Annotated in this window: 22 protein-coding genes; 4 read left to right on the top strand and 18 right to left on the bottom strand. The window is 52.8% G+C overall.

What is annotated here, in order from left to right:
• Positions 1-47 precede the first annotated feature (47 nt).
• The 7 genes from flgN to NZD86_RS03970 form a co-directional block, all read right to left on the bottom strand.
• Positions 48-536 (bottom strand): flagellar export chaperone FlgN, encoded by a 489-nt coding sequence (gene flgN / locus NZD86_RS04000; protein WP_268045201.1) that lies wholly within the window; start codon positions 534-536, stop codon positions 48-50.
• Between the two features lie 25 nt (positions 537-561).
• Entirely contained in the window at positions 562-792 is a 231-nt protein-coding gene (locus NZD86_RS03995) for a hypothetical protein (RefSeq protein WP_268045200.1), read from the bottom strand.
• A gap of 109 nt (positions 793-901) precedes the next feature.
• Positions 902-1,621, bottom strand: a complete 720-nt coding sequence (locus NZD86_RS03990) for a sigma-70 family RNA polymerase sigma factor (RefSeq protein WP_268046782.1) — start codon at positions 1,619-1,621, stop codon at positions 902-904.
• A gap of 82 nt (positions 1,622-1,703) precedes the next feature.
• On the bottom strand, positions 1,704-2,096 hold the full coding sequence (locus NZD86_RS03985) for a hypothetical protein (RefSeq protein ID WP_268045199.1): 393 nt from the start codon (positions 2,094-2,096) through the stop codon (positions 1,704-1,706).
• An 84-nt stretch (positions 2,097-2,180) separates the two neighbouring features.
• Positions 2,181-2,936: a ComF family protein gene (locus NZD86_RS03980; RefSeq protein ID WP_268045198.1), complete on the bottom strand. Its 756-nt coding sequence runs from the start codon at positions 2,934-2,936 to the stop codon at positions 2,181-2,183.
• 20 nt (positions 2,937-2,956) lie between these two features.
• On the bottom strand, positions 2,957-4,258 hold the full coding sequence (pnpS, locus tag NZD86_RS03975) for a two-component system histidine kinase PnpS (RefSeq protein ID WP_268045197.1): 1,302 nt from the start codon (positions 4,256-4,258) through the stop codon (positions 2,957-2,959).
• A complete protein-coding gene (locus NZD86_RS03970; RefSeq protein ID WP_268046781.1) occupies positions 4,255-4,977 on the bottom strand; it encodes a response regulator transcription factor in 723 nt (240 codons plus the stop codon). Before NZD86_RS03970 ends, pnpS begins: the two co-directional genes overlap by 4 nt.
• A 167-nt stretch (positions 4,978-5,144) precedes the next feature.
• On the opposite strand from NZD86_RS03970, the gene NZD86_RS03965 reads away from it, so the two are divergent.
• Entirely contained in the window at positions 5,145-6,479 is a 1,335-nt protein-coding gene (locus NZD86_RS03965; protein ID WP_268045196.1) for a helix-turn-helix domain-containing protein, read from the top strand.
• A gap of 291 nt (positions 6,480-6,770) precedes the next feature.
• Here the strand turns inward: NZD86_RS03965 and NZD86_RS03960 are convergent, their stop codons facing one another.
• The 5 genes from NZD86_RS03960 to NZD86_RS03940 all read right to left on the bottom strand — a co-directional run bounded on the left by NZD86_RS03960 (position 6,771) and on the right by NZD86_RS03940 (position 12,315).
• Positions 6,771-7,181, bottom strand: coding sequence for a glycosyltransferase family 2 protein (locus NZD86_RS03960; protein WP_268045195.1), 411 nt, complete (start codon positions 7,179-7,181; stop codon positions 6,771-6,773).
• A gap of 638 nt (positions 7,182-7,819) precedes the next feature.
• On the bottom strand, positions 7,820-8,476 hold the full coding sequence (locus NZD86_RS03955; RefSeq protein WP_268045194.1) for a response regulator: 657 nt from the start codon (positions 8,474-8,476) through the stop codon (positions 7,820-7,822).
• Positions 8,477-8,726: 250 nt separating this feature from the next.
• The gene (gene metK, locus NZD86_RS03950; RefSeq protein ID WP_268045192.1) at positions 8,727-9,923 is read right to left on the bottom strand and encodes a methionine adenosyltransferase; all 1,197 of its coding nucleotides are present in this window, start codon (positions 9,921-9,923) and stop codon (positions 8,727-8,729) included.
• A gap of 99 nt (positions 9,924-10,022) precedes the next feature.
• Positions 10,023-10,781 carry a WecB/TagA/CpsF family glycosyltransferase gene (locus tag NZD86_RS03945; RefSeq protein ID WP_268045191.1) on the bottom strand — a complete coding sequence of 253 codons (759 nt, stop codon included), beginning with the start codon at positions 10,779-10,781 and terminating at the stop codon, positions 10,023-10,025.
• 79 nt (positions 10,782-10,860) lie between these two features.
• Positions 10,861-12,315: a gluzincin family metallopeptidase gene (locus NZD86_RS03940; protein WP_268045190.1), complete on the bottom strand. Its 1,455-nt coding sequence runs from the start codon at positions 12,313-12,315 to the stop codon at positions 10,861-10,863.
• 257 nt (positions 12,316-12,572) lie between these two features.
• Between NZD86_RS03940 and NZD86_RS03935 the strand changes: the two genes are divergently transcribed.
• Positions 12,573-12,719 (top strand): hypothetical protein, encoded by a 147-nt coding sequence (locus tag NZD86_RS03935; RefSeq protein WP_268045189.1) that lies wholly within the window; start codon positions 12,573-12,575, stop codon positions 12,717-12,719.
• A 344-nt stretch (positions 12,720-13,063) separates the two neighbouring features.
• On the opposite strand, the gene NZD86_RS03930 is transcribed toward NZD86_RS03935, so the two are convergent.
• The 3 genes from NZD86_RS03930 to NZD86_RS03920 all read right to left on the bottom strand — a co-directional run bounded on the left by NZD86_RS03930 (position 13,064) and on the right by NZD86_RS03920 (position 16,693).
• The gene (locus tag NZD86_RS03930; RefSeq protein WP_268045188.1) at positions 13,064-14,263 is read right to left on the bottom strand and encodes an MFS transporter; all 1,200 of its coding nucleotides are present in this window, start codon (positions 14,261-14,263) and stop codon (positions 13,064-13,066) included.
• A gap of 303 nt (positions 14,264-14,566) precedes the next feature.
• Positions 14,567-16,306 (bottom strand): phospho-sugar mutase, encoded by a 1,740-nt coding sequence (locus tag NZD86_RS03925; RefSeq protein WP_268045186.1) that lies wholly within the window; start codon positions 16,304-16,306, stop codon positions 14,567-14,569.
• Between the two features lie 258 nt (positions 16,307-16,564).
• Positions 16,565-16,693 (bottom strand): hypothetical protein, encoded by a 129-nt coding sequence (locus tag NZD86_RS03920; RefSeq protein WP_268045185.1) that lies wholly within the window; start codon positions 16,691-16,693, stop codon positions 16,565-16,567.
• A gap of 45 nt (positions 16,694-16,738) precedes the next feature.
• Between NZD86_RS03920 and NZD86_RS03915 the strand changes: the two genes are divergently transcribed.
• Both NZD86_RS03915 and NZD86_RS03910 read left to right on the top strand, forming a co-directional pair.
• Positions 16,739-18,085 carry a helix-turn-helix domain-containing protein gene (locus tag NZD86_RS03915; RefSeq protein ID WP_268045184.1) on the top strand — a complete coding sequence of 449 codons (1,347 nt, stop codon included), beginning with the start codon at positions 16,739-16,741 and terminating at the stop codon, positions 18,083-18,085.
• 331 nt (positions 18,086-18,416) lie between these two features.
• Entirely contained in the window at positions 18,417-18,905 is a 489-nt protein-coding gene (locus tag NZD86_RS03910) for a MogA/MoaB family molybdenum cofactor biosynthesis protein (RefSeq protein WP_268045183.1), read from the top strand.
• Positions 18,906-18,918: 13 nt separating this feature from the next.
• On the opposite strand, the gene proC is transcribed toward NZD86_RS03910, so the two are convergent.
• The 3 genes from proC to NZD86_RS03895 are packed head-to-tail and all read right to left on the bottom strand — an operon-like array spanning position 18,919 to position 20,996.
• The gene (gene proC / locus NZD86_RS03905) at positions 18,919-19,734 is read right to left on the bottom strand and encodes a pyrroline-5-carboxylate reductase (protein ID WP_268045182.1); all 816 of its coding nucleotides are present in this window, start codon (positions 19,732-19,734) and stop codon (positions 18,919-18,921) included.
• 29 nt (positions 19,735-19,763) lie between these two features.
• Positions 19,764-20,216, bottom strand: a complete 453-nt coding sequence (locus NZD86_RS03900) for an NUDIX hydrolase (protein ID WP_268045181.1) — start codon at positions 20,214-20,216, stop codon at positions 19,764-19,766.
• Positions 20,217-20,234: 18 nt separating this feature from the next.
• Positions 20,235-20,996, bottom strand: a complete 762-nt coding sequence (locus NZD86_RS03895; protein ID WP_268045180.1) for an alpha/beta hydrolase family protein — start codon at positions 20,994-20,996, stop codon at positions 20,235-20,237.
• Positions 20,997-21,031: the final 35 nt, after the last annotated feature.

Genomic DNA, 21,031 nt, shown 5'->3' with positions numbered 1-21,031 from the left:
GAGAACAACCCGAGAGGGCAACTCCCAATCGGGTCATTTCAAGTTATTTAAGTTCTAATGCTGAGAAACGCCGCATTTATTGATTTACTTCCACCGTAATTGCTCGGTTTTGACACAGCCGTATGAAACGCAGCCAGCATCATGTCCGAGTAGGCTTTTGCATGCTGTGCAAGCACTTCAACCTCATCGCGAAGTAGAATAATCTCTTGAAGAACCTTACGAAGCTGGGTTGTCGTCGTTGTCAGTTCTTCACGTACGGAAAGAAGTTGGGGCAGTTCTAAGAGATTGTGCACCGTAAGGGAATCCGGCTCAATTTCGGAATTCTGAGCAATCTCCACAACCGCCGCCTGCCTGTCCCGCTCGCACTCAACCACTACCTGCGAGTGCTCCTCAATCTCCTTAATCACCGCCAGCGCATCCAAGTCCTTCCCGTCAATGAGTAACTGTTTATGCTTCACCATCAAGTCACGAATGCGTTCTTGGTGACTCAAGGTTTCTTTCAGTACGTCAAGAAGATGCCGCGCAGTCGCCTGCATGCTACCCCTCCGGTCTTATGAAGTATTACGCTTGAACGTCGATAAAGGCGCCTTTCTTGAGCATGCTGTCCGCCAGTCTGTTTAAGTTTATCGGTTCACCCGATTGCATACGTGCCTTCAATGCATCAAGACGCGCAGATTTAGACAAGTCCACAGCAGGCGTTGTAGCTGGTTCCCCATCGTTGCGTACGTTCTGATTACCTTGTTGATATGGATAAGCTCCGCCTTTTCCCTGGATGGAGTCAGATACGTTCATGTATGTCACCACCGTGTCTATATGGTCTCTATCTCATTATGTCGGAAAGTTGCCCGAAAACTTGCACGGGGTTAGCATAGAATGTGTTTCCTCCGCTGCTAAGCGTCCGTTAAGATTCTGCCATAATTATTTCCTGAAGCCGAGCAAGTAACTTTTTATGCGTCCTTGAGACTTGGGACTCACTTAACTCGAGCACGTACCCAATCTCTTTGAGCGTTAGCTCTTCCTGGTAGTATAGATATAGTAGTTGCTGCTCACGAAGATTCAATTGACCCAAGGCTTCTACGAGTTGTTCTTTCGACTCGCGTTCAAGAAAGCTAAGTTCAGGCTGGCGGGTGATGTCTTGGTCAGTGTTTGGCAACGCGTCTCTGGCAACTAAACCTTCAAGTGATTCTTGTTCCCGCATCCCGATGTCGACAAGCCAACTGGAGAGGGTCTTTGTTTCTATACCTACAACCTCCGCCAACTCAACATCCGTCGGCTCACGCATCAGCGTGTGGATCAGCTTGTCCTCTGCTTCGCGAATCTTGCGATACTTGTCGCGAACAGCCCGCGGCTCATGTTTGTAGCGCGCGATCTCGTCCAACATTGCACCGCGAACGAACGGCTTTGCGAATGATCCAAACGTACTGCCCCGCCGCTCATCATAGGCTGATGAGGCTGTGTACAGTCCAAGGACACCCGTGTGAACCAGATCACCCATTTCCAATCCGACGGCTCCGGCCCGTCCTGCTAGGCTGGATGCTAAACTGTACACCAACGGTAGATGGGCCTCGATCCGCTCGTTCACCATCTGCTTATCCCATGTTTGATAAGCTTGGAAAGGCATACTCAATGTCTAACCAACCTCTTGTCTATATAATGTTATGAAAAGTCAAGGATCTCGAGAGTAAAGTGGATTGGCCCGATCTCTAAGAACGACTGAAAAACCCAGGTACCTTATTACCTTGGTTGTTTTTCTCTCTTAAACCCGCACTTGCCTGGCTCAGGCTCTCGGTCAACTCATGAGAGCACTTGGAGCACAATCGGCCAGCCAATGTAGGCTCACCGCAGCGCTCACACGGATAACTCATATTTGGATTGTCCCGAAGAACAAGTCGCCCATCACGAATCATATCGACAATTGTAATGTAAGGAACACCAGTTCCGTCAGCAGTCTCATGGATGTTGGCCGAAGGGTTTTTCTTGAGAAATTGGCGGATATCGTGAACCATCTCGTCCTGCTCGCGAATACATTGTGGGCAAATATCACGACCCGTCCGATTGTATAGGCGTCCACACTGCTTACAATTAGCGATGGCCAAGGTAATCCCTCCTAATGTACCCATTATATCTAGTTTTTTGTCAAGATACATTGAGAATCGTCGAGAAATGGCGACAAATATTTGTTACAACACACGAGCAATAACAAAACATTCAACACTTGCTGCGCCGGCATGCATCAATCGCTCCGCACACGCTGAGAGCGTTGCACCGGTTGTAACAATATCGTCCACAAGGAAGATTCGCTGGCCGCGGACAGAAACCTCTTTGTTATGGAGATAGACTTGTGAGAGCCCCCGCTGACGCTCGACAGCTGATTTCGCCGTTTGTGATTGGGTGAAGCCGTCCCCGTTTTGGAGGCGTTTGAGAGCTGGAGCGCTATGTAGGTGGCACAGGAGAGAGATTTGATTTGTGAGGAGACGGACGTGATCGTAACCGCGTTTTTGCGTTCGGTCCCTTGTCGACGGAACAGGAACGACGAGAGTGCCGGCAGTTGGGTCCAGGGACTGCTGCCCGATGACTGAGGCGACATGCCCGGCGAACCAATTCGTCAGTGCGATCACGCCGTCGTATTTCCAGGATCGAACCATGGTGCGAACAAGGTGGTCGTATACGAGACTGCTGTGCACAGTCATCAACTGACCTGACCCACCGAGCCGCAGCGTCTGTGCGGTTGGCGTGGCGTCGCACGTGCTCAAATCCTGGGCGCAGAATAGGCACATGTTAAGCTTTGCGTTCGATTTTTCTTCGGTGGCGGCCGCCGCGCCCACCACGGGTCGCCCACAGAGGACACACAACTCCTCAGCGTTGGGAAAGACCCAGTTGAGCACCAGGTTTGCGCGCTGACGCCACCAAAATCGGCGTGTGACGGTCGGTTCCATTGTCCCAATCACTCCCTACATTAAAGGACCCGCGGCATGTTCGCGTTGAGGCGCGAGAGCGTGAACCAGAAGTCGCTGCCCTCCCCCTCGACGCTGTCCACGCCGACTTCACCACCAAGCGCGGTGATGATGTGTTTGACGATGGCGAGACCCAGGCCTGTTCCCCCGGACGCTCTGCTTCGATCCTTGTGCACCCGGTAGAACCGTTCGAACACGCGGTTGAGCGACTCTGCCGGGATACCGACACCGTTGTCGCGGACATGAACTTTGACTCGATCAATGAGCACGTCCCACGTGACAGTCACTTGGCTGCCGTCGGACGAATAGTGGATGGCGTTGGACAGGAGATTGAGAAAAACCTGTAGGAGCATGTCCGGATCGGCCCAGACGTTGACTCGCGGAGCATTTTTTAACTCTAGGTGAATGGATCGTTTGGCAGCCACTGTCCGCAGGCGGTCAAATGCGCGTTCGACAACTTTGAGCAAGTCCACGGTGATGGGATCCACTCTGCTGTCGGTGGCTTCCAATTTAGATAATTCCAGCAAGTCCGAAACCAAGTTGCCCATTCTCATGGACTCATCGTAAATGGTCCGCAGGAACTTCGTCTGGGCTGCATCGTCAACGTCACCGTCGAGCAGCGTTTCCGAGAAGCCCCGGATGGCAGCAATGGGCGTCTTGAGCTCGTGTGAGACGTTCGCCACGAACTCGCTTCGCATGCGCTCCAGTCTCCTCCACTCGGAGACGTCGTTCACCAGCATGAGGACATCGTGAGAGCTTTCACCTCGCGAATTGACGCGTGCACCTGACGATATGGGGACGAGACGCACTTGAACAGTGAGACCCTCGCGGATGGTGAGTTCATCGGTCCAGTTGTTGCCGAAGAGGAGGGCGTGATCGATGGCGGCACCGAGGTTGTAGTTGCGGAAGACAGTCCAGTGATCGCGCTCCTGCCACTGCTCAGAAGGCCGCCGAAAAAGACGCTCAGCCGCCTGATTGACCATCTGAACTTGGCCGTCACTGCGAAGATACACGACACCTGTCGTCATGTTTTGCAGGATGTGCCGGAGAACGTCACGCTCCTGCGACATATCTTGAAATTCTCGCTGGATGTGCTCGGCCATGCGGTTGAATGACCGATATATCGATCCGCCGATTCTACCGCTCCGATACGGGTACATACGCACGTCGTACCGCCCGCTGCTTATGAGATCCATGGATTCCGTCAAGTATTGACGCGTGGCTCTCTTTGACCGAGCCCAAAGCAAGAGAATAATCACCACGATGATGACACCGACAGCGAGACCCAGCAAAAATCGGATCATGGTTGTCCCACACCCTCAGAGAACTTGTACCCAATTCCACGGACTGTTCGAATGTAAAGCGGGTTTTTGGAGTTTTGCTCGATCTTCTCACGCAAGTGCGAAACGTGCACATCGACAATTCTCGTGTCGGTCGCACTACTGTATCCCCAGACTCTGTCAAGCAGTTGATCCCGCGATAGGACATGTTCGGGATTCTCCATGAAGTACTGAAGCAAATCGAATTCTTTCGGCGTAAATTCCATCAACTCGCCGGACACGTGGACTTCGTGGCGACTGATGTCCATGACGATATCTCCCGCTCGCAGGACTTTATTAGACGGAACAGTCGGCTTCGACTCCGTTTCGACGGATTCGCTCCGTCGCAACACGGCCCGGGCCCTGGCGACCAACTCCCGCGGGCTAAACGGCTTGGTCACATAATCGTCGGCACCCAGCTCCAAGCCAAGAACCAAATCAACTTCTTCATCTCTTGCGGTCAGAAGAATGATTGGCACGTCCACATTTTCCTGACGAAGGCGGCGACACACTTCCATCCCGTCCATACCTGGCAACATTAAGTCCAAAACCACGAGGTCAAACTTGTCCGCATTCGCGCGGAGTTGCTCATAGGCGGTCTTTCCATCTCCAACTACCTGTACGTCAAACCCTGATCGGCTAAAGTTATATTGCACGAGTTCTCGAATGGATTCTTCGTCGTCTACAATGAGTACGGTTGGCAAGAGTGTCCGTCCTTTCAAGCTCACTCAAATCTACATCCTATTTTACTGGCTCTGGGGAGCGTGTTCTAGTATTCTTTTGAGTCGTTTTGAAAACATAAGCAAAGTCTTGCTAAATGAGTCCCAATATGTGAACATGAAGAAATAAATTAGGCGAAGTTGGTGAACCAGTGACGATCGGAGAGAAGATTCGGGATATTCGGATTAAACGAGGCTTAACGCAGGCCGATCTCGGCGGGGACCTCGTAACTCCCAGCATGATTAGTCAAATTGAGGCGGATCGGGCGAAACCTTCCTATCCCTTGCTCACAGAACTCGCCAACCGGTTGGGCATGCCCGTCGAATACTTTATGAATGAATTGGATGACCAGTTTCTATTCTCTGCACAATTAGGCGTCGCCATGTACCAGACAGCAGTTGGCCAGCCAGAAGCCGCGCTTACCCAACTTGAGTCGATAGAAAATACACCGGAACAAGGACTAAATCACCAAGAGTATATTTTGACTTTGGCACAAACGTATCGGAAGTTAAAGCGGTACAACGAGGCGACTTCTCATCTTGAGCATCTCCGTGAGATCGCTTATCGGACACAGGACAAGCGGCTGCTCTTCCTCGTCTGCCGCGAATGTGGTTATGTCGAGGCGGATCGCGGAAATACCGAGGGAGCTCTACACGAATGGACGCGGGCCCTGGAATATGGCGAAGCTCTGAGCCAGTCAGATACGATGGCAAGCCTGGACTTGACGGTCTGTCTAACAGAGTTGCTCCTGCAAATGGATCGATTGACTACTACTACTACTACTACTGGCAGCCACGGCGGCCGTTTGAATGATCGTCCCTATCTAGAAAAGGCGAGCAAACTCACGGCCGAAACACCTGATTTGCGTGCAGTGAGCGACCTTCTCATTACCGACGCGATCTCGGCCGTGCATAAGGATCCATCGAAAGCGAAGGTGCTTGCAGAGCGTGCGAACACACTACTGACCTTCGCACGCCTGGTCGAACAGGTCATCGTCGTACAGGCGCGAATGACTGAGGCGGATCGGCCAAGTTACGAAGAACCGTGGCAACACGCTGCGCTTGCTATGACGTCTATCTATCCAGATGTGTTTTTGACAACGGAATGCGACCAGATCGAGCATCTTTTAGGGATGGGCCAAATCGACACCGTACCCAATCGAATTTCTCGCGTAAAGGAATTTCTGAATGTTCTTGGGAAACAACAGAACATCTGCCAAGACATTCGGGACGTGTCGTTCCGAATTCGAATCCTCGAATCCCAACTGGTCGTCATGCAAGGAAATCGTGACGATGGGATCGAGCAACTGGTGTCGTTGCTCGGTGAGTTCACGGAACCTTCTCATCAGGAGCTACGCGTGAAGGCCTGTGCCCTGCTCGTTCTGTGGTATGGCGAATTGCGTGATACGGAAAAGGTACTGTATTACTGCAAGTTGATGGAAGAGTCCATGGTCACGGAGGGCCAAGGGACGCCGTTTTTGTTGTAGTGCTTTGGTTGGGACGGGGCGCGGGGTGTCTGGTGGCGTGTGGAGGCTCGGGGGTGAGAGCCTCGTGCTGGCCTTGGGCCTTGAGTCATAGCCTGGCCCCCCCGGGCTGGCAGGGAGGATCCGGGGTTTCGGGGAGTCGAGGTGCATGTAAAGGGCACGCCCCAACACCCCACCCCAAAGATGGGGCCGCCCTACAAAACGCGATCCGCCGATCACGCTCGTAGAACAGCCCCATAACATGTTCCGATTTCCTTTAATACATGCGCACGCTTCCCCGATGGATCCGCTCGTTCACTTGACAATAGTTGTCAACTGGCCCCGACTCCGCAATTGCAGGATGCAGCGGATCGTATTCGTCTTTTCCCCCACTTGCTCAGCCAGTTGAAGTGCCTCGTCGTAGGTCGCTGCCGGGACCAATTCAATGTGCATGTAACGCTCTGAGAGCCGTTCTACGATGGGAATGGTCAAATCGGTGGAATTCACGTCGATGACGTACAATCGAGTCGGGAACTCCATGTTGCGACATTTGTGAATGAGCCGTCGCAAGACGCCCTCAACGTCCCACTCTGCATTTTCCGTTACCAAGACAAAGTAAACGCTCCGTTTTTGCTCGTGACGCTGGCCCAACCACGAAAAAAGGTGTCGCACAATCATGAGGGTCCCGTAAATCGCCAATGTCCAAACGATAAGTTGCGCCCACACGTCCGTCACCCCCTGCCCCATCATATTCTCGGCAGGTTTTTTCGGGCACATGATCCAGCCAGTCGGAACAGATAGATGATTTATCTTGTTACGTCAGGACTATGGAATGGGCGCGGCTTCTCCCCGTGATGATGAAGTTTCGTGCTGGCACGAGTGGGTATGGGGCCCGAGCCAGGTCGGCGCTAGAGTTTACCGCCGCCGGGCATTCGGGTGAGGACGGACGTTCGGGGGGGCGGGAGCGGAGGGCACTCACAACCGAGCGTTGGACCTGACGCGTTGGACCGAGCGCCGGACGGACGATGGACCCGACGTTGGACAGATGTCGCGATCGCTAAGGTATCGGTATTCCCTTGTTGTCTACTCAGACTCTCGTCAAAGGCAAACAAGAAACCAGGTGACCGTTGTCGTTGCTGTCCACCCGTCGGATTCGCGACAAATGGCCTCATAGCGGAACAATGTGCCTTTAGTCAATCTCAGATAACCGGATTTATCGAACAAGGGCCTGCCATTCCCCTATTTTCTCCGCCGCGACCACGCCCGGGCTCCACAGCGAACACTCCCCGGTCTCCCCGATCTCCACCAGACCGGCAGCACCGGCCCGCATCCGCTGTTACAGCCGACGCCCCCCCACATTCACCCTACAGGTCAACCCAGCGCTCACGGACAGCATGCAGAACCGCTTGCGCCCGGTCGGACACGTCCAGCTTGGCCAGGATGTGTGAGACGTGATTTTTCGCAGTCTTGAGCGTAATGTGAAGCGTCTCGGAGATTTGCTCGTTGCTCTTGCCCTTGGCGAGTTCACGGAGCACGTCATACTCGCGGGCCGTTAAGATACCTTTCCAGTCATCGTTCAACTGTCCCGCCCGGGCCATCTCGTTCAGCAAAATGGTTGTAACCTGCGGGTGCAGCATCCCACGTCCAGCCGCCACCTCGCGCACGGCTCGGATGATATCCTCAACCGACCCATCCTTGACCAAGTATCCAGCGGCACCATATTTCAGCGTTTGGAGGACCACATCCTCGTCGTCGTGCATGGTCAGCATAATGACTTTCGTGGGACAGCCACGTTCGTGTAAAGCGCGGACCGTTTCCACGCCAGTCATGATAGGCATGCTGATGTCGAGCAGGAGAATGTCTGGCTTCACGTCGTCGATCTCGCTCAACACCTCACGCCCGTTCCTCCATATCGCAGGTACTTCCATATTCGGTTCGTAGGAGAGAATATCTCTAAGAGTCAACCGAAACTCGTCGTTGTCTTCTGCAATCGCCACTCGCAATGGTGCAGACTGACCCATCACGATCACCCCTTTTATACTTTCAACGATTTCACTCGTTACTAGAATAAAGGATGTAGGCAACAAATTGCCAACCCAGGAGAGAAAAAAAGAGCGCTAGTCGCCTTGCGGCAACCAGCGCGAAACATGGGGTAAGGGTGATGATATAAGAGTTCGTCTCCACCCGACCAAGTATGGGGGTCGTTGAAAAAACTTTTTTAGATTTCTTTTTGAATGAAGGTCAGTCGGCGTCAAAGCCCGACGTAATCCGTCATTTTAAGTCAGCCGCGCGAGCCTTCAGGGTGTCAACTTTGTCCGTGCGTTCCCATGGCAGATCGACATCCGTGCGCCCAAAGTGGCCGTAAGCAGCCGTGTTGCGGTAGAGTGGGCGGCGTAGGTCGAGATCGCGGATGATACCCGCTGGACGAAGGTCGAATACGTCAGCGATCAAGCCGCCGATAGCTTCATCAGAGATGGTGCCCGTTCCGAAGGTGTCGACCGCGATGGAAACCGGTCGTGCAACGCCGATAGCATATGCTACTTGGACTTCGCACTTGCTGGCCAGACCTGCGGCAACGATGTTTTTCGCAACGTAGCGCGCTGCATAGGCACCACTGCGATCCACCTTTGTGGGATCCTTGCCGGAGAATGCACCACCGCCGTGGCGAGCGTAACCACCGTACGTGTCGACGATGATTTTACGGCCGGTGAGACCCGCGTCACCCTGTGGACCACCGATGACAAAGCGGCCAGTCGGGTTGATGAGGTACTTTGTTTCCGAATCGAGCAGTTCAGCCGGAACGATGGGACCAATAACGTGCTTCTTCATATCGGCCTCAACCGTTTCGAGGCTTGTCTGTTCGTCATGTTGAGTGGAGATGACGATGGTGTCGACGCGGACCGGTTTGTCGCCGTCGTACTCAACGGTGACTTGGGTTTTGCCGTCCGGACGCAAGTAAGCGAGCGTGCCATCCTTGCGAACTTCGGATAAGCGGCGGGATAGGCGGTGTGCGAGCGAGATCGGGAGAGGCATCAGCTCTGGCGTTTCGTCGCATGCAAAGCCGAACATGAGGCCTTGGTCACCTGCGCCGATCTCCTCGATAGCCTCGTCCGTCAGTTGACCACGAACCTCCAAAGCCTGGTTGACGCCTTGCGCGATGTCAGGAGATTGTTCGTCGATCGACGTGATGACAGCGCACGTTTCCGAGTCAAAGCCGTACTTTGCACGTGTGTAGCCGATGTCAGCTATGGTCTTGCGGACGATTTTCGGGATGTCGACGTAGCACGATGTGGTGATTTCCCCCGCCACCAAAACGAGACCCGTTGTCACGGTCGTCTCGCAGGCAACGCGAGCATTTCGATCATATGTCAATATCTCGTCCAACACTGCATCCGAGATTTGGTCGCAAATTTTATCTGGGTGTCCCTCTGTAACGGATTCGGATGTAAATAAACGTTTTTGCCCCAATCTAGTACCTCCTTTAATATCAAGCCGTCCCAATTTTGAGAAAAACGGAGCTTGTCCGATTGCAAAACACACATATCGTAGTATAAAGGGAATTAGCGGTCAGTCAACATGTTTCGACTTGTGTCGCATCACCGTGATAGCAAACTTTGGCAATGCCAACTGCCGTCGCCACCGACTTGGTTGTGTGACCAAGCGGTAAAGCCATTCGATGTTCATCTTCTGAAACATCCGTGGGGCTCTCGCTACCGTTCCACCCCACACGTCAATCGATCCGCCAATGCCAATGGCCACACACGGTTCCAGCCGACCGAGCATTCCGTGAATGAGCTTTTCTTGGCGGGGTTGTCCCATCCCAACGAGAAACAAGTTCGGTCCGAACTCACGCACTTGGGCCGCCATTTCATCCATTTCTTGCTCCCCGAAATATCCGTTGCGGCCGTCGAAGACGATGTCTGGATAGCGTGATCGGAGAGCGGCTAGACAAGCCTGCAGGGACTCTTCGCTGGCCCCGAGGATAAATGTGCGAAGTGGCTGGCGGCGCGTCTGTGCCTCCTCGAGAACAGAGACGACGAGTTCGACACCCGTCACGCGTTGGGGGACAGGTCTCCCATTTTGTGCGGCTGCCCAGACGACACCAATGCCGTCGGCCGTGACGAGATCGGCTGAGTTGACAAGCTGCCTTAGCTCTGGACTGGCTTGACACTGCATGACAAACTCAGGCCCGGCCGTCACCACCATATGATGGCTTCCGTCTTGGACCCAGAACAAAATCTTTTCAACGGCTTGTGCACTCGTCACGCGGTGAAAGCGCACGCCGAGTACATCCACCATGTCTTGTGCAAGTAACTGTGCGGACAAATCTATGGCCTCCATTGTCCAAATCTCTGAGTTCCATCATACCATGGGTGCAATTTTGGACAAGCCTCGGTCATGCGCTCTATACCACCGAAAACAGCGGCAAAATGGGGTTTTGTTGGTTTAGTTCCTGAACAGCGTCAACGCCGACACCGAATAACGTTGGTGTCGATAGGTAGACGGTCTGACCGTTCACCAAAGTAACCCAAGTATTTTCAAACGCGTATAGACCGTCATGTGCATCAAATGCGAATCCGCAGTCGGCGACCTTCTGCCCTTTCCAGTATTGGCTTGTTTTTGGCATCAATGCGACGTAGACGGTCTCTTTGTCGATCGGATTCGTGTCCTCGACAGGCGCCACTGGCGACAGTGAACTCGTCACCTGACCATCCGCACTGAGTTTCACCGTGTACGATCCCGGCGCGGCCCACACCCCTTGCCATGCATCCGCACCGTGCTGCAAGAAATCCAAATTTCCATTGTATGCGTTTGCAATGGTCATCTGGAATTGAACACCCATGTCCCGCGTCTGCGATGCCTCTTTCAATAATGACGTGAATTGTTGGTTAAAAATGTCTTCGCGCTCACCGAAAGCGACAATGAATGCCTGATCTTGCGCCATGTGGCGAGTCAGGAGATTGAGGTAGCGCTGGAGTGATTTGATTCCGTGGTTTTTGATGAGATCGGACATAGCGAGCCAGTCTTGTAACTCATAGTCGTAACTGGAAGATCCCGACAGGATAGCATTCTCATCCGGCGTAAGGGACTGCAACTGGTTGGACTTGGTCACATCGAGAATATTCTCTGCAAGTTGTCTCTGGTAGCCCGAGAATGTCGCGGCGCTTTCGACGCGCTTTTGTCCCTGCATCCCCATGGACACCGCGATCCCCTCGTTGATCCAACTTGGCAGCGAGCCCACGTTTTGATTTAAAAACGCGTGTGTCAATTCGTGCGTGAGTGTGTTGACCAAATCGGGATCGTTTTGATTCTGGTTCAAGGGTATCAGCACGGTGTCGTTTTGTGTAAAGCCGCCCGTGTCTCGAGAAAGGCTCGACGACTGAGCAGGATTGACTCCGAGTTGCATCAATGCCTTTTGATAGGAATCGGCATTCTGTACAAGGCGAATGGTTACGGGCCGTATCAGTTTCAACCCTAACGTTTGACTTACGAGACCGGGTGAATTGACGTCCTTGAGCAGGCTCTTGACGTGATCGATATCCTTGGATGTCACGCCCGAGCCAAAGGATTCCACGTGAATTTTCTTCAGCATGTCGTCATCTTTCGACGAAGTTGACACAGGCGTGCCGTCCTTGGTGGCCTCGACCTGCGTCGCATGCGCATTCGTGATTGTCTGCGCAGTGCCCCCCAAGAAGGATGTTCTGGCTTGCAGCCCCGACCATACATGACTGGTCGTGACAAACCGGCTAATGGCCGGCGACAGACTTTGATAAATGATAGACAACACAGAGACAACGGTTACGAACAGCGCGATAATTCCGATAGAAATATGAAACACTTTATCTGGCGTCTTCTTCATGCGCAAAACCTTCTTCGTCGGGATAGAACCCTGATGTCTTCAGCTTGTTTTCTTCAGTCTTGCCACGACGTCACTGTGTCCAAACGCACGATCGCGTTGAAGTAGTAAAAATAATATTCGATTAAATCAGAATAATGGTTGTGTGACAATAATTTATTGTGAAGGGACACCGATATGATGTCGTCCGGCATGCCCGCAGGGTGCAGAGAGCAGGGGGAGAATCCAGAGCGGGATCGAGCGGTACCTGGGGGGAGAGGGTGTACAAGCGGGTGGCCCGGTGGCCCGGTGGCCCGGTGGCCCGGAGAACCGGAGAACCGGAGAACCGGAGAACCGGAGAACCGGAGAACCGGAGAACCAGCGAGCTTGGAATAGGTTACTTTCAGTCCGTTCTAGGCGGATCGTGAATACGCAAGATTGACTAAAGGAATGCGGTACCGCTATTGGGTCAACTCGGAGAATCTAACGCAAGTAATGGTGGGGATAGAGGACATCAGGTATCTTGTTTGTCTCTTGGAGCGGGTTAAAAGTGCATTAAAGGCATAAAACTCCGCTCCCTACGCGGCACCGACAGCTCCACCGAAAACGCGTCCCCACGCGCCACGCCGACAGCCTCCACCGACACACGCGTCCCCGCACGGCACTCCGACATCCTCCACCGAACACGCTTCCCCGCGCGGCACGCCACCGCCAGCCCAGTTACACACGCGTTACACACGCGCCACGCCGACTCAAGCGGGCATCCGGCCTCCTATGAAGACAGTTTCGCCCTGCCTTTCACCGGCGTATCCAGTCGGCGGTTGAACGTCACGACCAAAGCATTCGCGAGGAGAAGTGCCATCGTTACGTAGAAGACGGATCGAATGCTGAAAGCGGCAGCAACACTGCCACCAACTAAGGGACCAATGAGGTTTCCGAAGAACAGTGCACTCGAGTTCACGCCAAACGCCGTGGCTTGTACGTGCTCTGGAGCCAGTTTGCGCACCAAGACCTGCAGCGATGGCTGCATCCCTCCGAGGAACAACCCCAATAGAAACCGGCCGGCCAACAGGACACCAAGACTGTACGCCAGGGCTTGCGGGAGAAAAGCCAAAGCCGCACAGACCAGTGCCAGAACGAGAATCTTCTTCTGCCCCACTCTGTCGCCGATGCGTCCCAATGTCGGCGTACCGATCAGGTTGGCAATACCGCTCGTCGCCACTACCAGGCCCGCGATAATAGACAAATGTGCCCCATGGTAAATACTTCTGGTGAAGAGCGTGACAATTGGCTCGATGCTCATCATACCCAGTTGCGTCATGAACGTGGCTAAGAAGACGGGCCAAAGGGGCAGAATCTCCTTCCACCCCGCTCTTTGCTTCTTTGCGATCTGTGCCTTGGTGTGCGGCTTCTCATGTACGAACAGCAGAACGACGATGCTCGCCACAAGGAGCATTCCGCCGGTGAAGAAGAAGACGCCATTATAACCGAATGCCTCGGCAAGTAATCCGCCGATTAGCGGCCCAATGAGCGATCCACTCACTTGCCCCGTCTGCAAGGTCCCCAACGCTCGTCCTGCCTTATCTTCCGGTGCGACGGATGCCATAAGGGAGACAGCCATGGCGATAAACCCGGAAAAAACGCCGTTGATGAACCGCAAAGCCAGCAGTTCCCAAGGCGCCGTGACCAAGCCCATCAAAGCCGTAATAATCCCCATGCCAAAGCCGGCCCGCAACAACATCACTTTGCGCCCGTGCTTATCCGCAAAGGCACCCCAGATAGGCTGAAAGATAAATGAAGTCAGAAATTGCGCCGCAAACACCCAACTGGACCAGTGCGCGATTCCTTGTTCACTATGTATACCAAGTTTCTCAATGTAGAGAGGAAGAAATGGAATGATTAGACTCATTCCGGCGGCTGCACAAAAATTCGCGATCCACAAAATGAAAAGCGTACGTTTCCATGATTCCAAATGCCCCACCTCTTATGAAGGACAGGACAAAATCCTTCGTTTCTGAAATGTTTCGTCTTTCGGGATAAGTAAGAGTCTAACCGAACAGGGTGTCAGCGTCAAAATTGTGGGAGAAACAAACGTGTGCTTATATCCCGCCTTATTACCCGCCCACATCTCTATACTCGAGAACCGCCCGGTTCCTCCACAAACAAGAGGATGCCCCGTAAGTGCAGTACACTTTCGGGACATCCTCTTCGATTCCTATTTCATATTCAGCGACTGCCGTAGAGCAGTCCCCTCAACCGCAGTCTATCGCGATCATTACACGCGAATACGGGCTTCGACCGCTTGCACGATCCGCTCAAGCACATTCTCACATTCTTCCGCGTCACGCCCCGTTGCCGCCGCGTAGACTTTCATTTTGGGCTCCGTCCCGGACGGGCGCACTGCCGCCCAGTGCCCACCGGCAAAAACAAACTTTTGCACGTCCGATTTCGGCAATGTCAGGCGTTCCTCTGGACCATCCGCCTGCGCAAATTGACGTTTGCCAGTCAAATAATCCTCCACATACTCCAGTTCCAGCCCCGGAACAGAAACAGGTTGACGACGCAATCCGTCCAACGCCCGATGCATTCGTTCCACACCATCTAGCCCAGACAATCCGACACTGAGAAGTTTTTCAGCGTGATAACCAAACTCCGCATATAGCTCCTCGAGCCGATCCACCAACGTCTTTCCCTGTCCCTTGTGATAAGCGACCATCTCGCAAATGGCCAGACACGTCTGAACGGCGTCCTTATCGCGGACAATTGGCGACACAAGGTAACCATAGCTCTCTTCGTATCCTACGAGCAGCTCATATTCGCCAGTCTGCTCATAAGCTGTAATTCGATCCCCAATATACTTAAACCCAGTCAACGTATCCTCTACAGCAAAACCAGCACGCTTTGCGATGTCTGCACCGAAATCCGACGTCACAATCGTCTTAAACACCATGGCTGCATTGTTCGATCCGCTGTTTTTCCGCAGCGTCACAAAATAGTCCACCAACAGCGCCCCGACCTGGTTCCCTGTCAGCAAACGAAAATCATCGTCCTTCGTGCGAACAGCAATACCGACCCGATCCGCATCCGGATCCGTCCCCATCACTAAATCCGCACCTCTGACCTTGGCCGCCGCGATCCCCATCTCAAGCGCTTCCGATTCTTCCGGATTCGGACTTTTCACTGTTGAAAAATCGCCATCTGGTTGCGCCTGCTCCGGTACAACATGCACATTCGCGTACCCGGCACGGGCAAGCGTCTCCTCCACTGGAACGAGACCCGTTCCATGCAGCGGCGTGTAGACGACATGGACGCTCCGGCGACCCGCATCATCAATCCCATCATTGCGCACTCGCCGTACAACTTCCTCCAAGTACGAGAGTCGCACATCAATGGGCGTAGAAATAAACAATCCCGACGCCACAGCCTCTTCTTCTGTCAGTGAAGGAATCTCGAACACGTTCTCAATAGCCAACATGCGCGTACGAATATCCAATGCATCGTCCTCAAGAATCTGACCACCGTGTTCGTTGTATGCTTTGAACCCGTTGTACTCTGGCGGGTTGTGACTTGCCGTGATCATAATGCCAGCAGCAGCTTTCAAATGCCTTACAGCCCACGAAAGTTCGGGCGTGGGACAGAGCACTGGTGATACATACGCTTTCACACCAGCTCCCGCAAGGGTACCACCGGCAATTTTCGCAAACAGCTGCGAATTATGGCGACAATCATAACCAATCGCAACCCCCTTTTCCACCCATTCCGATCCTTTTGTCTTCACATGCTCAGCCAGCGCCCGTGTTGCCCGCCGGACCGTATATATGTTCATCCGATTTAGCCCGGCGCCCATGACGCCCCTCAAGCCACCTGTACCAAAGTCCAAGTCGAGGCCAAACCGCGATTCGATTTCTTCTTCATTTCCCGCTATGCTTTCGATCTCGGCCTTCAAATCAGAAGGCAAATATGTCTGGGCGACCCAGTTGCGATAAACTTCGATCGCATTCCGATGTTGTGTCAATGCTATGCCCTCCACGACTCGATTTTGACTATGTATGTGCAACCATCATAGCACCAAGTCGCAGGACATTGACAATCAAGTTTTGGATGTCCCACTTTACGTTTTGGGAAATAAGTTCGACTAAACTCGGAGGAATTTACGGGGTTCGTAGAGAAAAACAAACTGACTCATAAAACGGTTTCGTAGGTTAACATCAAAAATACACAGATGTGGATATAGAAAAGCCGCAAGCACGGGGCCTGCGGCTTTCCAAGTAAATTAGAAACCTAGAAGGTTCAGGAAGAACATCGGTGTTGGTGGAATTGCATTGGGTTGAAAACCGGTGCCGATAAGAATTGCTGCAGCGACAGCGATGGCCGAACCATAGATGATGTGATGTTTTTTCATGAATCAACGCATCCCTTCTAAAGATAATTAAAGGAGGTAGTACGAGTGACAGAAGCTGAACGTGAATTTCTATCCCTCGTCATCGGCCATAGAGTTCGGGAACAACGTAAGACGCGCAATCTGTCTCAAGCTGAACTCGCAACTGGGGTTGGTAGCCAGTCAATGATCAGTCTCATTGAGAGTGGCAGACAACTTCCACTTCCCGACGTACTGCGGGTCATTGCCGTTCGACTCGAAGATGAGGTTCTCAAAAGTTACGCTGAGAGTCTCGAAAACAATACAATAGCCGACTTCAATGTGACATCTCACAACGAAGAAGATTTAAAATCAATTTTAGTAAATCATCGAGGGAGATGGCAGCCTGCGCACGAGAGAATTGCGTCGCAACTTTGTCATCACTATTATTACACACGGCATTTCGAACAGGTAGATGAATTATGCCATCTAATTATTCATCATGTTCATCGGCCTGGGCCGAAAGCAGAAGCATATTTTTACCTCGGTAGTAGTCTCCTCTACCAAAACCGATATTCTGAGGCAGAACGGTGGCTAAAACAAGCCGAGACCCTTGCAGATTTGTTGTCGGACCAGATGAAGGGAAAATTAAATTATAATCTTGGGTATGCTTATTCGTATTTGGACATTCAAGTTCTTGCTGTCTGGTACGCCTCCCAGGCAGTCGATATTTTTCACCGAATGAACGATTTTGTCAGTCAAGGTACGGCGTTAGCACTATTGGGAGCGATTCAAACCAGGTTGGGCCGTCTAGAGGAAGCAAAACAGACACTGACCACGTCCTATGATATCGTGCACCGATGGGGGTTCAAAGTTGCTGACGAAAGCAGAGTTCATATTACCCTAGCTGAGGTCTGCTCACTTCTTGGTGACGTCGAGGAAGCAAAGCACAATATTTCTCTCGCTATAGATAGTGTGGACGAACTAGACTACCTTTGTAAGGCGGAAATTTCTCGTATAAAAGTCTATCTTGCTATGAAACAGGGGAACCTTAGTGAAGCACGTGAGAACGTTAAACCTGGTATTCGGGCAGCACTCGAAGCTCACGACGTCCACACTTTGGCACAACTGTACTTGTTACACGTTAAACTGCTGGACGATGTCGACGAGAAAATTGCTGAAGCCAAAAAGGCATTCGACCTCACCGAAGGACAAAATCACCACATTTTACGCGCACTTTCCGCAGAATGCATGGCGAATATCTTAGAACAACGTGACGGATTTACGGAAGAATCTAGGATCTACATGCAGGCAGCACTCGACGCATATCGTACATATGTCCATAAAAACAGTATGTTTACAAACTTAATCGACAACGTTCCCGTTTATGATTCATATTTTGTCGAAAATGATGTGAATCCAGTCGAATCTTTATAGATTTTAGGAGAACAGATCTTAAATCCCACAATATTCTTCATGAATCGCGGTGCAGGAAAGATGCAAAGTGAAGCGAAATCGAACATAAAGGTTCGTGCAGGGGAGCAACATTTTGCGATATGGGTCCTCCCGCCACACGCTGCTGACGAACTGTAAATCGTTGTACGCACTAGATACCTCTACGGCTGGGCATTTGCCCGGCCCTTTCTTTTTGCAACCGTGGGCCTCGCCACACACAGCCCCATTCTTCCGCTGACGGCGAAGAATGACGAGGTATTGTGGTATCCTGTGATCACTATCGTGTCGAAGCGTATAGAGGGGGTTCGTAACGATGACGGATCGCAAAGCAGTCGTCATAACCGTTAGCGATGGGGTTCATAGTGGTTCTCGTGAGGATAAAAGCGGAGATCTCCTCGCGCAACTTGTGGAGACAGCGGGGTTCACAGTGGCGGAGCGCGAAGTACTGCCTGACGTGCAAGCCATGCTCGTCGCTGCGTTCCAGCGGCATGCTGCGACACCCGGCGTCGATCTCGTCGTGACAACCGGCGGTACTGGACTCGGCCCGCGGGATGTGACGCCTGAGGCGACGCTCGGCGTGATCGAACGGCAAATTCCTGGGATGGCCGAAGCCATGCGGGCAAAGTCCATCGAGAAGACCCCACTCGCGATGACTTCACGCCAGGTTGTTGGTGTGCGTGGCACAACGCTCATCGTGAACTTTCCGGGTAGTCCAAAGGCAGTGGCCCAGTGCTTCGAAGTAGTCGAGCCTGTCCTGCACCACGTCATCGATCTCATTCACGGAAATACAGAGCATAAATAGACGCGATACCAGATCATTCGCTTGTGTATTCTTCGCCCATTTCGCGTGATCGCTTGGCGGCTTGAGTTAGGGCTTCGAGAATCGCTTCTCGCATCCCACTTTCGTTGAGGACAGCAAGTCCAGCGTGGGTTGTACCGTTTGGCGATGTCACTCGCTCGCGCAAATCCGTGGGACTGAGACGCCACTCTTCGAGCACCTTTGCTGTACCGACCACCGTCTGAATGAGGAGTTGTCGCGCCATGGTCGCGGAAAAGCCCAACTCTACAGCCGCCTGCTCCATGGCCTCCAGAAAATAGCTGACGAAGCCAGGCCCGCTTCCGGAGAACGCTGTTGCTGCATCCATCAATTCCTCATCTAATTCAACAACTGTTCCGATTTGTCTGAGTAATTGTTTTGCACGTTCGAGCTGATCGGCACCTACCCGTTCACTCACAGCCATGGCGATGGCCCCCTCTAAAACGGCCACTGGCACGTTTGGCATGGTGCGAATGACTTGAGCACGGCCTTCCACAACACGGTCCATGAACGCGATGGGAATGCCTGCGGCAAACGAAATCAGCGTTTGACCGTGTAAAAACGGTGATAGTTCTTTCAGGGCATCACGCACGTCGTACGGCTTAACCGATACAATAATGACTTCCGAGTCCTCCGCGTCGGCTATCGACTCGGCCGGCCGGATACCGTAATCGCGTCTAAGTTCATTCAGGCGCTCGGGACGATTCCGATTGATCACCGTAATGTCTGACGGTGAAACGACATGCTTCTGTAAGACGCCTTTAATGAATGACTCGGCCATGGCACCAGCACCGAGGACAAAAATTTTACTCACAACTTCTCCTCCTCAACCAGCGTGTCTCCTCATTGCATCATGGATATGGCGCGGCGGATAAATCGTAGATGTGAACTCGGCAAGGCGGGCAAATCCTCCGCGCGCACCCATTTTCTCTCATCGATCTCCGCGTTCGGCTCAAACGGAAACTCGTCGACTAATCGCGCCAGCACGGCAACGTCAAACGTGTGCGCCTCGTGCATGGCGTCCAGCACAATGGGTGCCTCGATCCGGCAGTATGCCTCCTCCATCACTTCGCGTACAGCCACCTCTTCTGGACTCTCGCCGCGCTCCATTAATCCCCCCGGAAGCCGCCAGTCAGGCCGATGATACGTGTGGCGAAGCACCAAAATGCGCCCTTCCGAATCAAAAACAAGCGCCACGACACCAATGTTGTACGTAGGCTTCAACAGTCGCACGACGCGCGCGGTGACCGTACGCGGAAGGACGCTGTAGAGTTTAACCAGTAGCCGACTGTTCATCACGTGAGACTCCTCGGGTCAAGTTGTCATGAAATCTAGGATGTGCGCAATTACTTGTGACTCCCATGCGTGGCTGTTGAAGGTGTGATCGGCGCCGTCAATTAGGCGTAGTATAGCACGATCCCCATACACGTCCGAAGCATATTTTTCAGAAACCGAATAAGGCACGGCCTCGTCCTTGGTGCCGTGTATGAGCAGCACCGGACCGCGAAACGGCTTCGCGCGGCCAAAACCGTCGATTTGGATGACGTCCTCATACAGTCCTCGCCCCACCAGATTGCCGCCGTCGTCAAAGATTTGGTCATCGGATCGAATGCCGGCCTGGGACATCTTGTACTGCACGAGATCGCGGAAATTTCCCGCCGGCGCCAGAAGAATAAGCTTATCCACGTCATTCGGCAAATCGCCAGCCGTAATTCCGGCCACAAATCCACCCATGCTGAGGCCCAGCAGTGTCACCTTGTCGGACTCGATGCGCGGGTCGCGTTTGACCATCTGAAGAATGGCCTTCGCGTCACGGATCTCGCTGGATGCCGTCATATTCTCGAAATCCCCGTCACTTTCTCCACTTCCAGCGAAGTCAAACCGAAACGAAGCAATCCCCTTCGTTTCCAGAGCGCGACTGATCTTTAGAAAACTTCTGTGCGGCTCCAGTTTCGTCCCCGTATATCCATGGAACAAGATGACGGCCGGAACTGGGCTTTCGGTGGCGCGTTCTGGGACATGTTCCATGCCTCGAAGTGTGAGTCCTTCTACCGTTAACGTGATCGCTCTCTGCATAAATTTCCCTCCAACGCAAAAATGTCATATTCCAT

Origin of the sequence: Alicyclobacillus dauci (assembly GCF_026651605.1) — a bacterium.
GTDB lineage: Bacteria > Bacillota > Bacilli > Alicyclobacillales > Alicyclobacillaceae > Alicyclobacillus > Alicyclobacillus dauci.
Note: the sequence above shows the minus strand (reverse complement) of the source record. Positions and strands in the feature narration are given on the sequence as shown.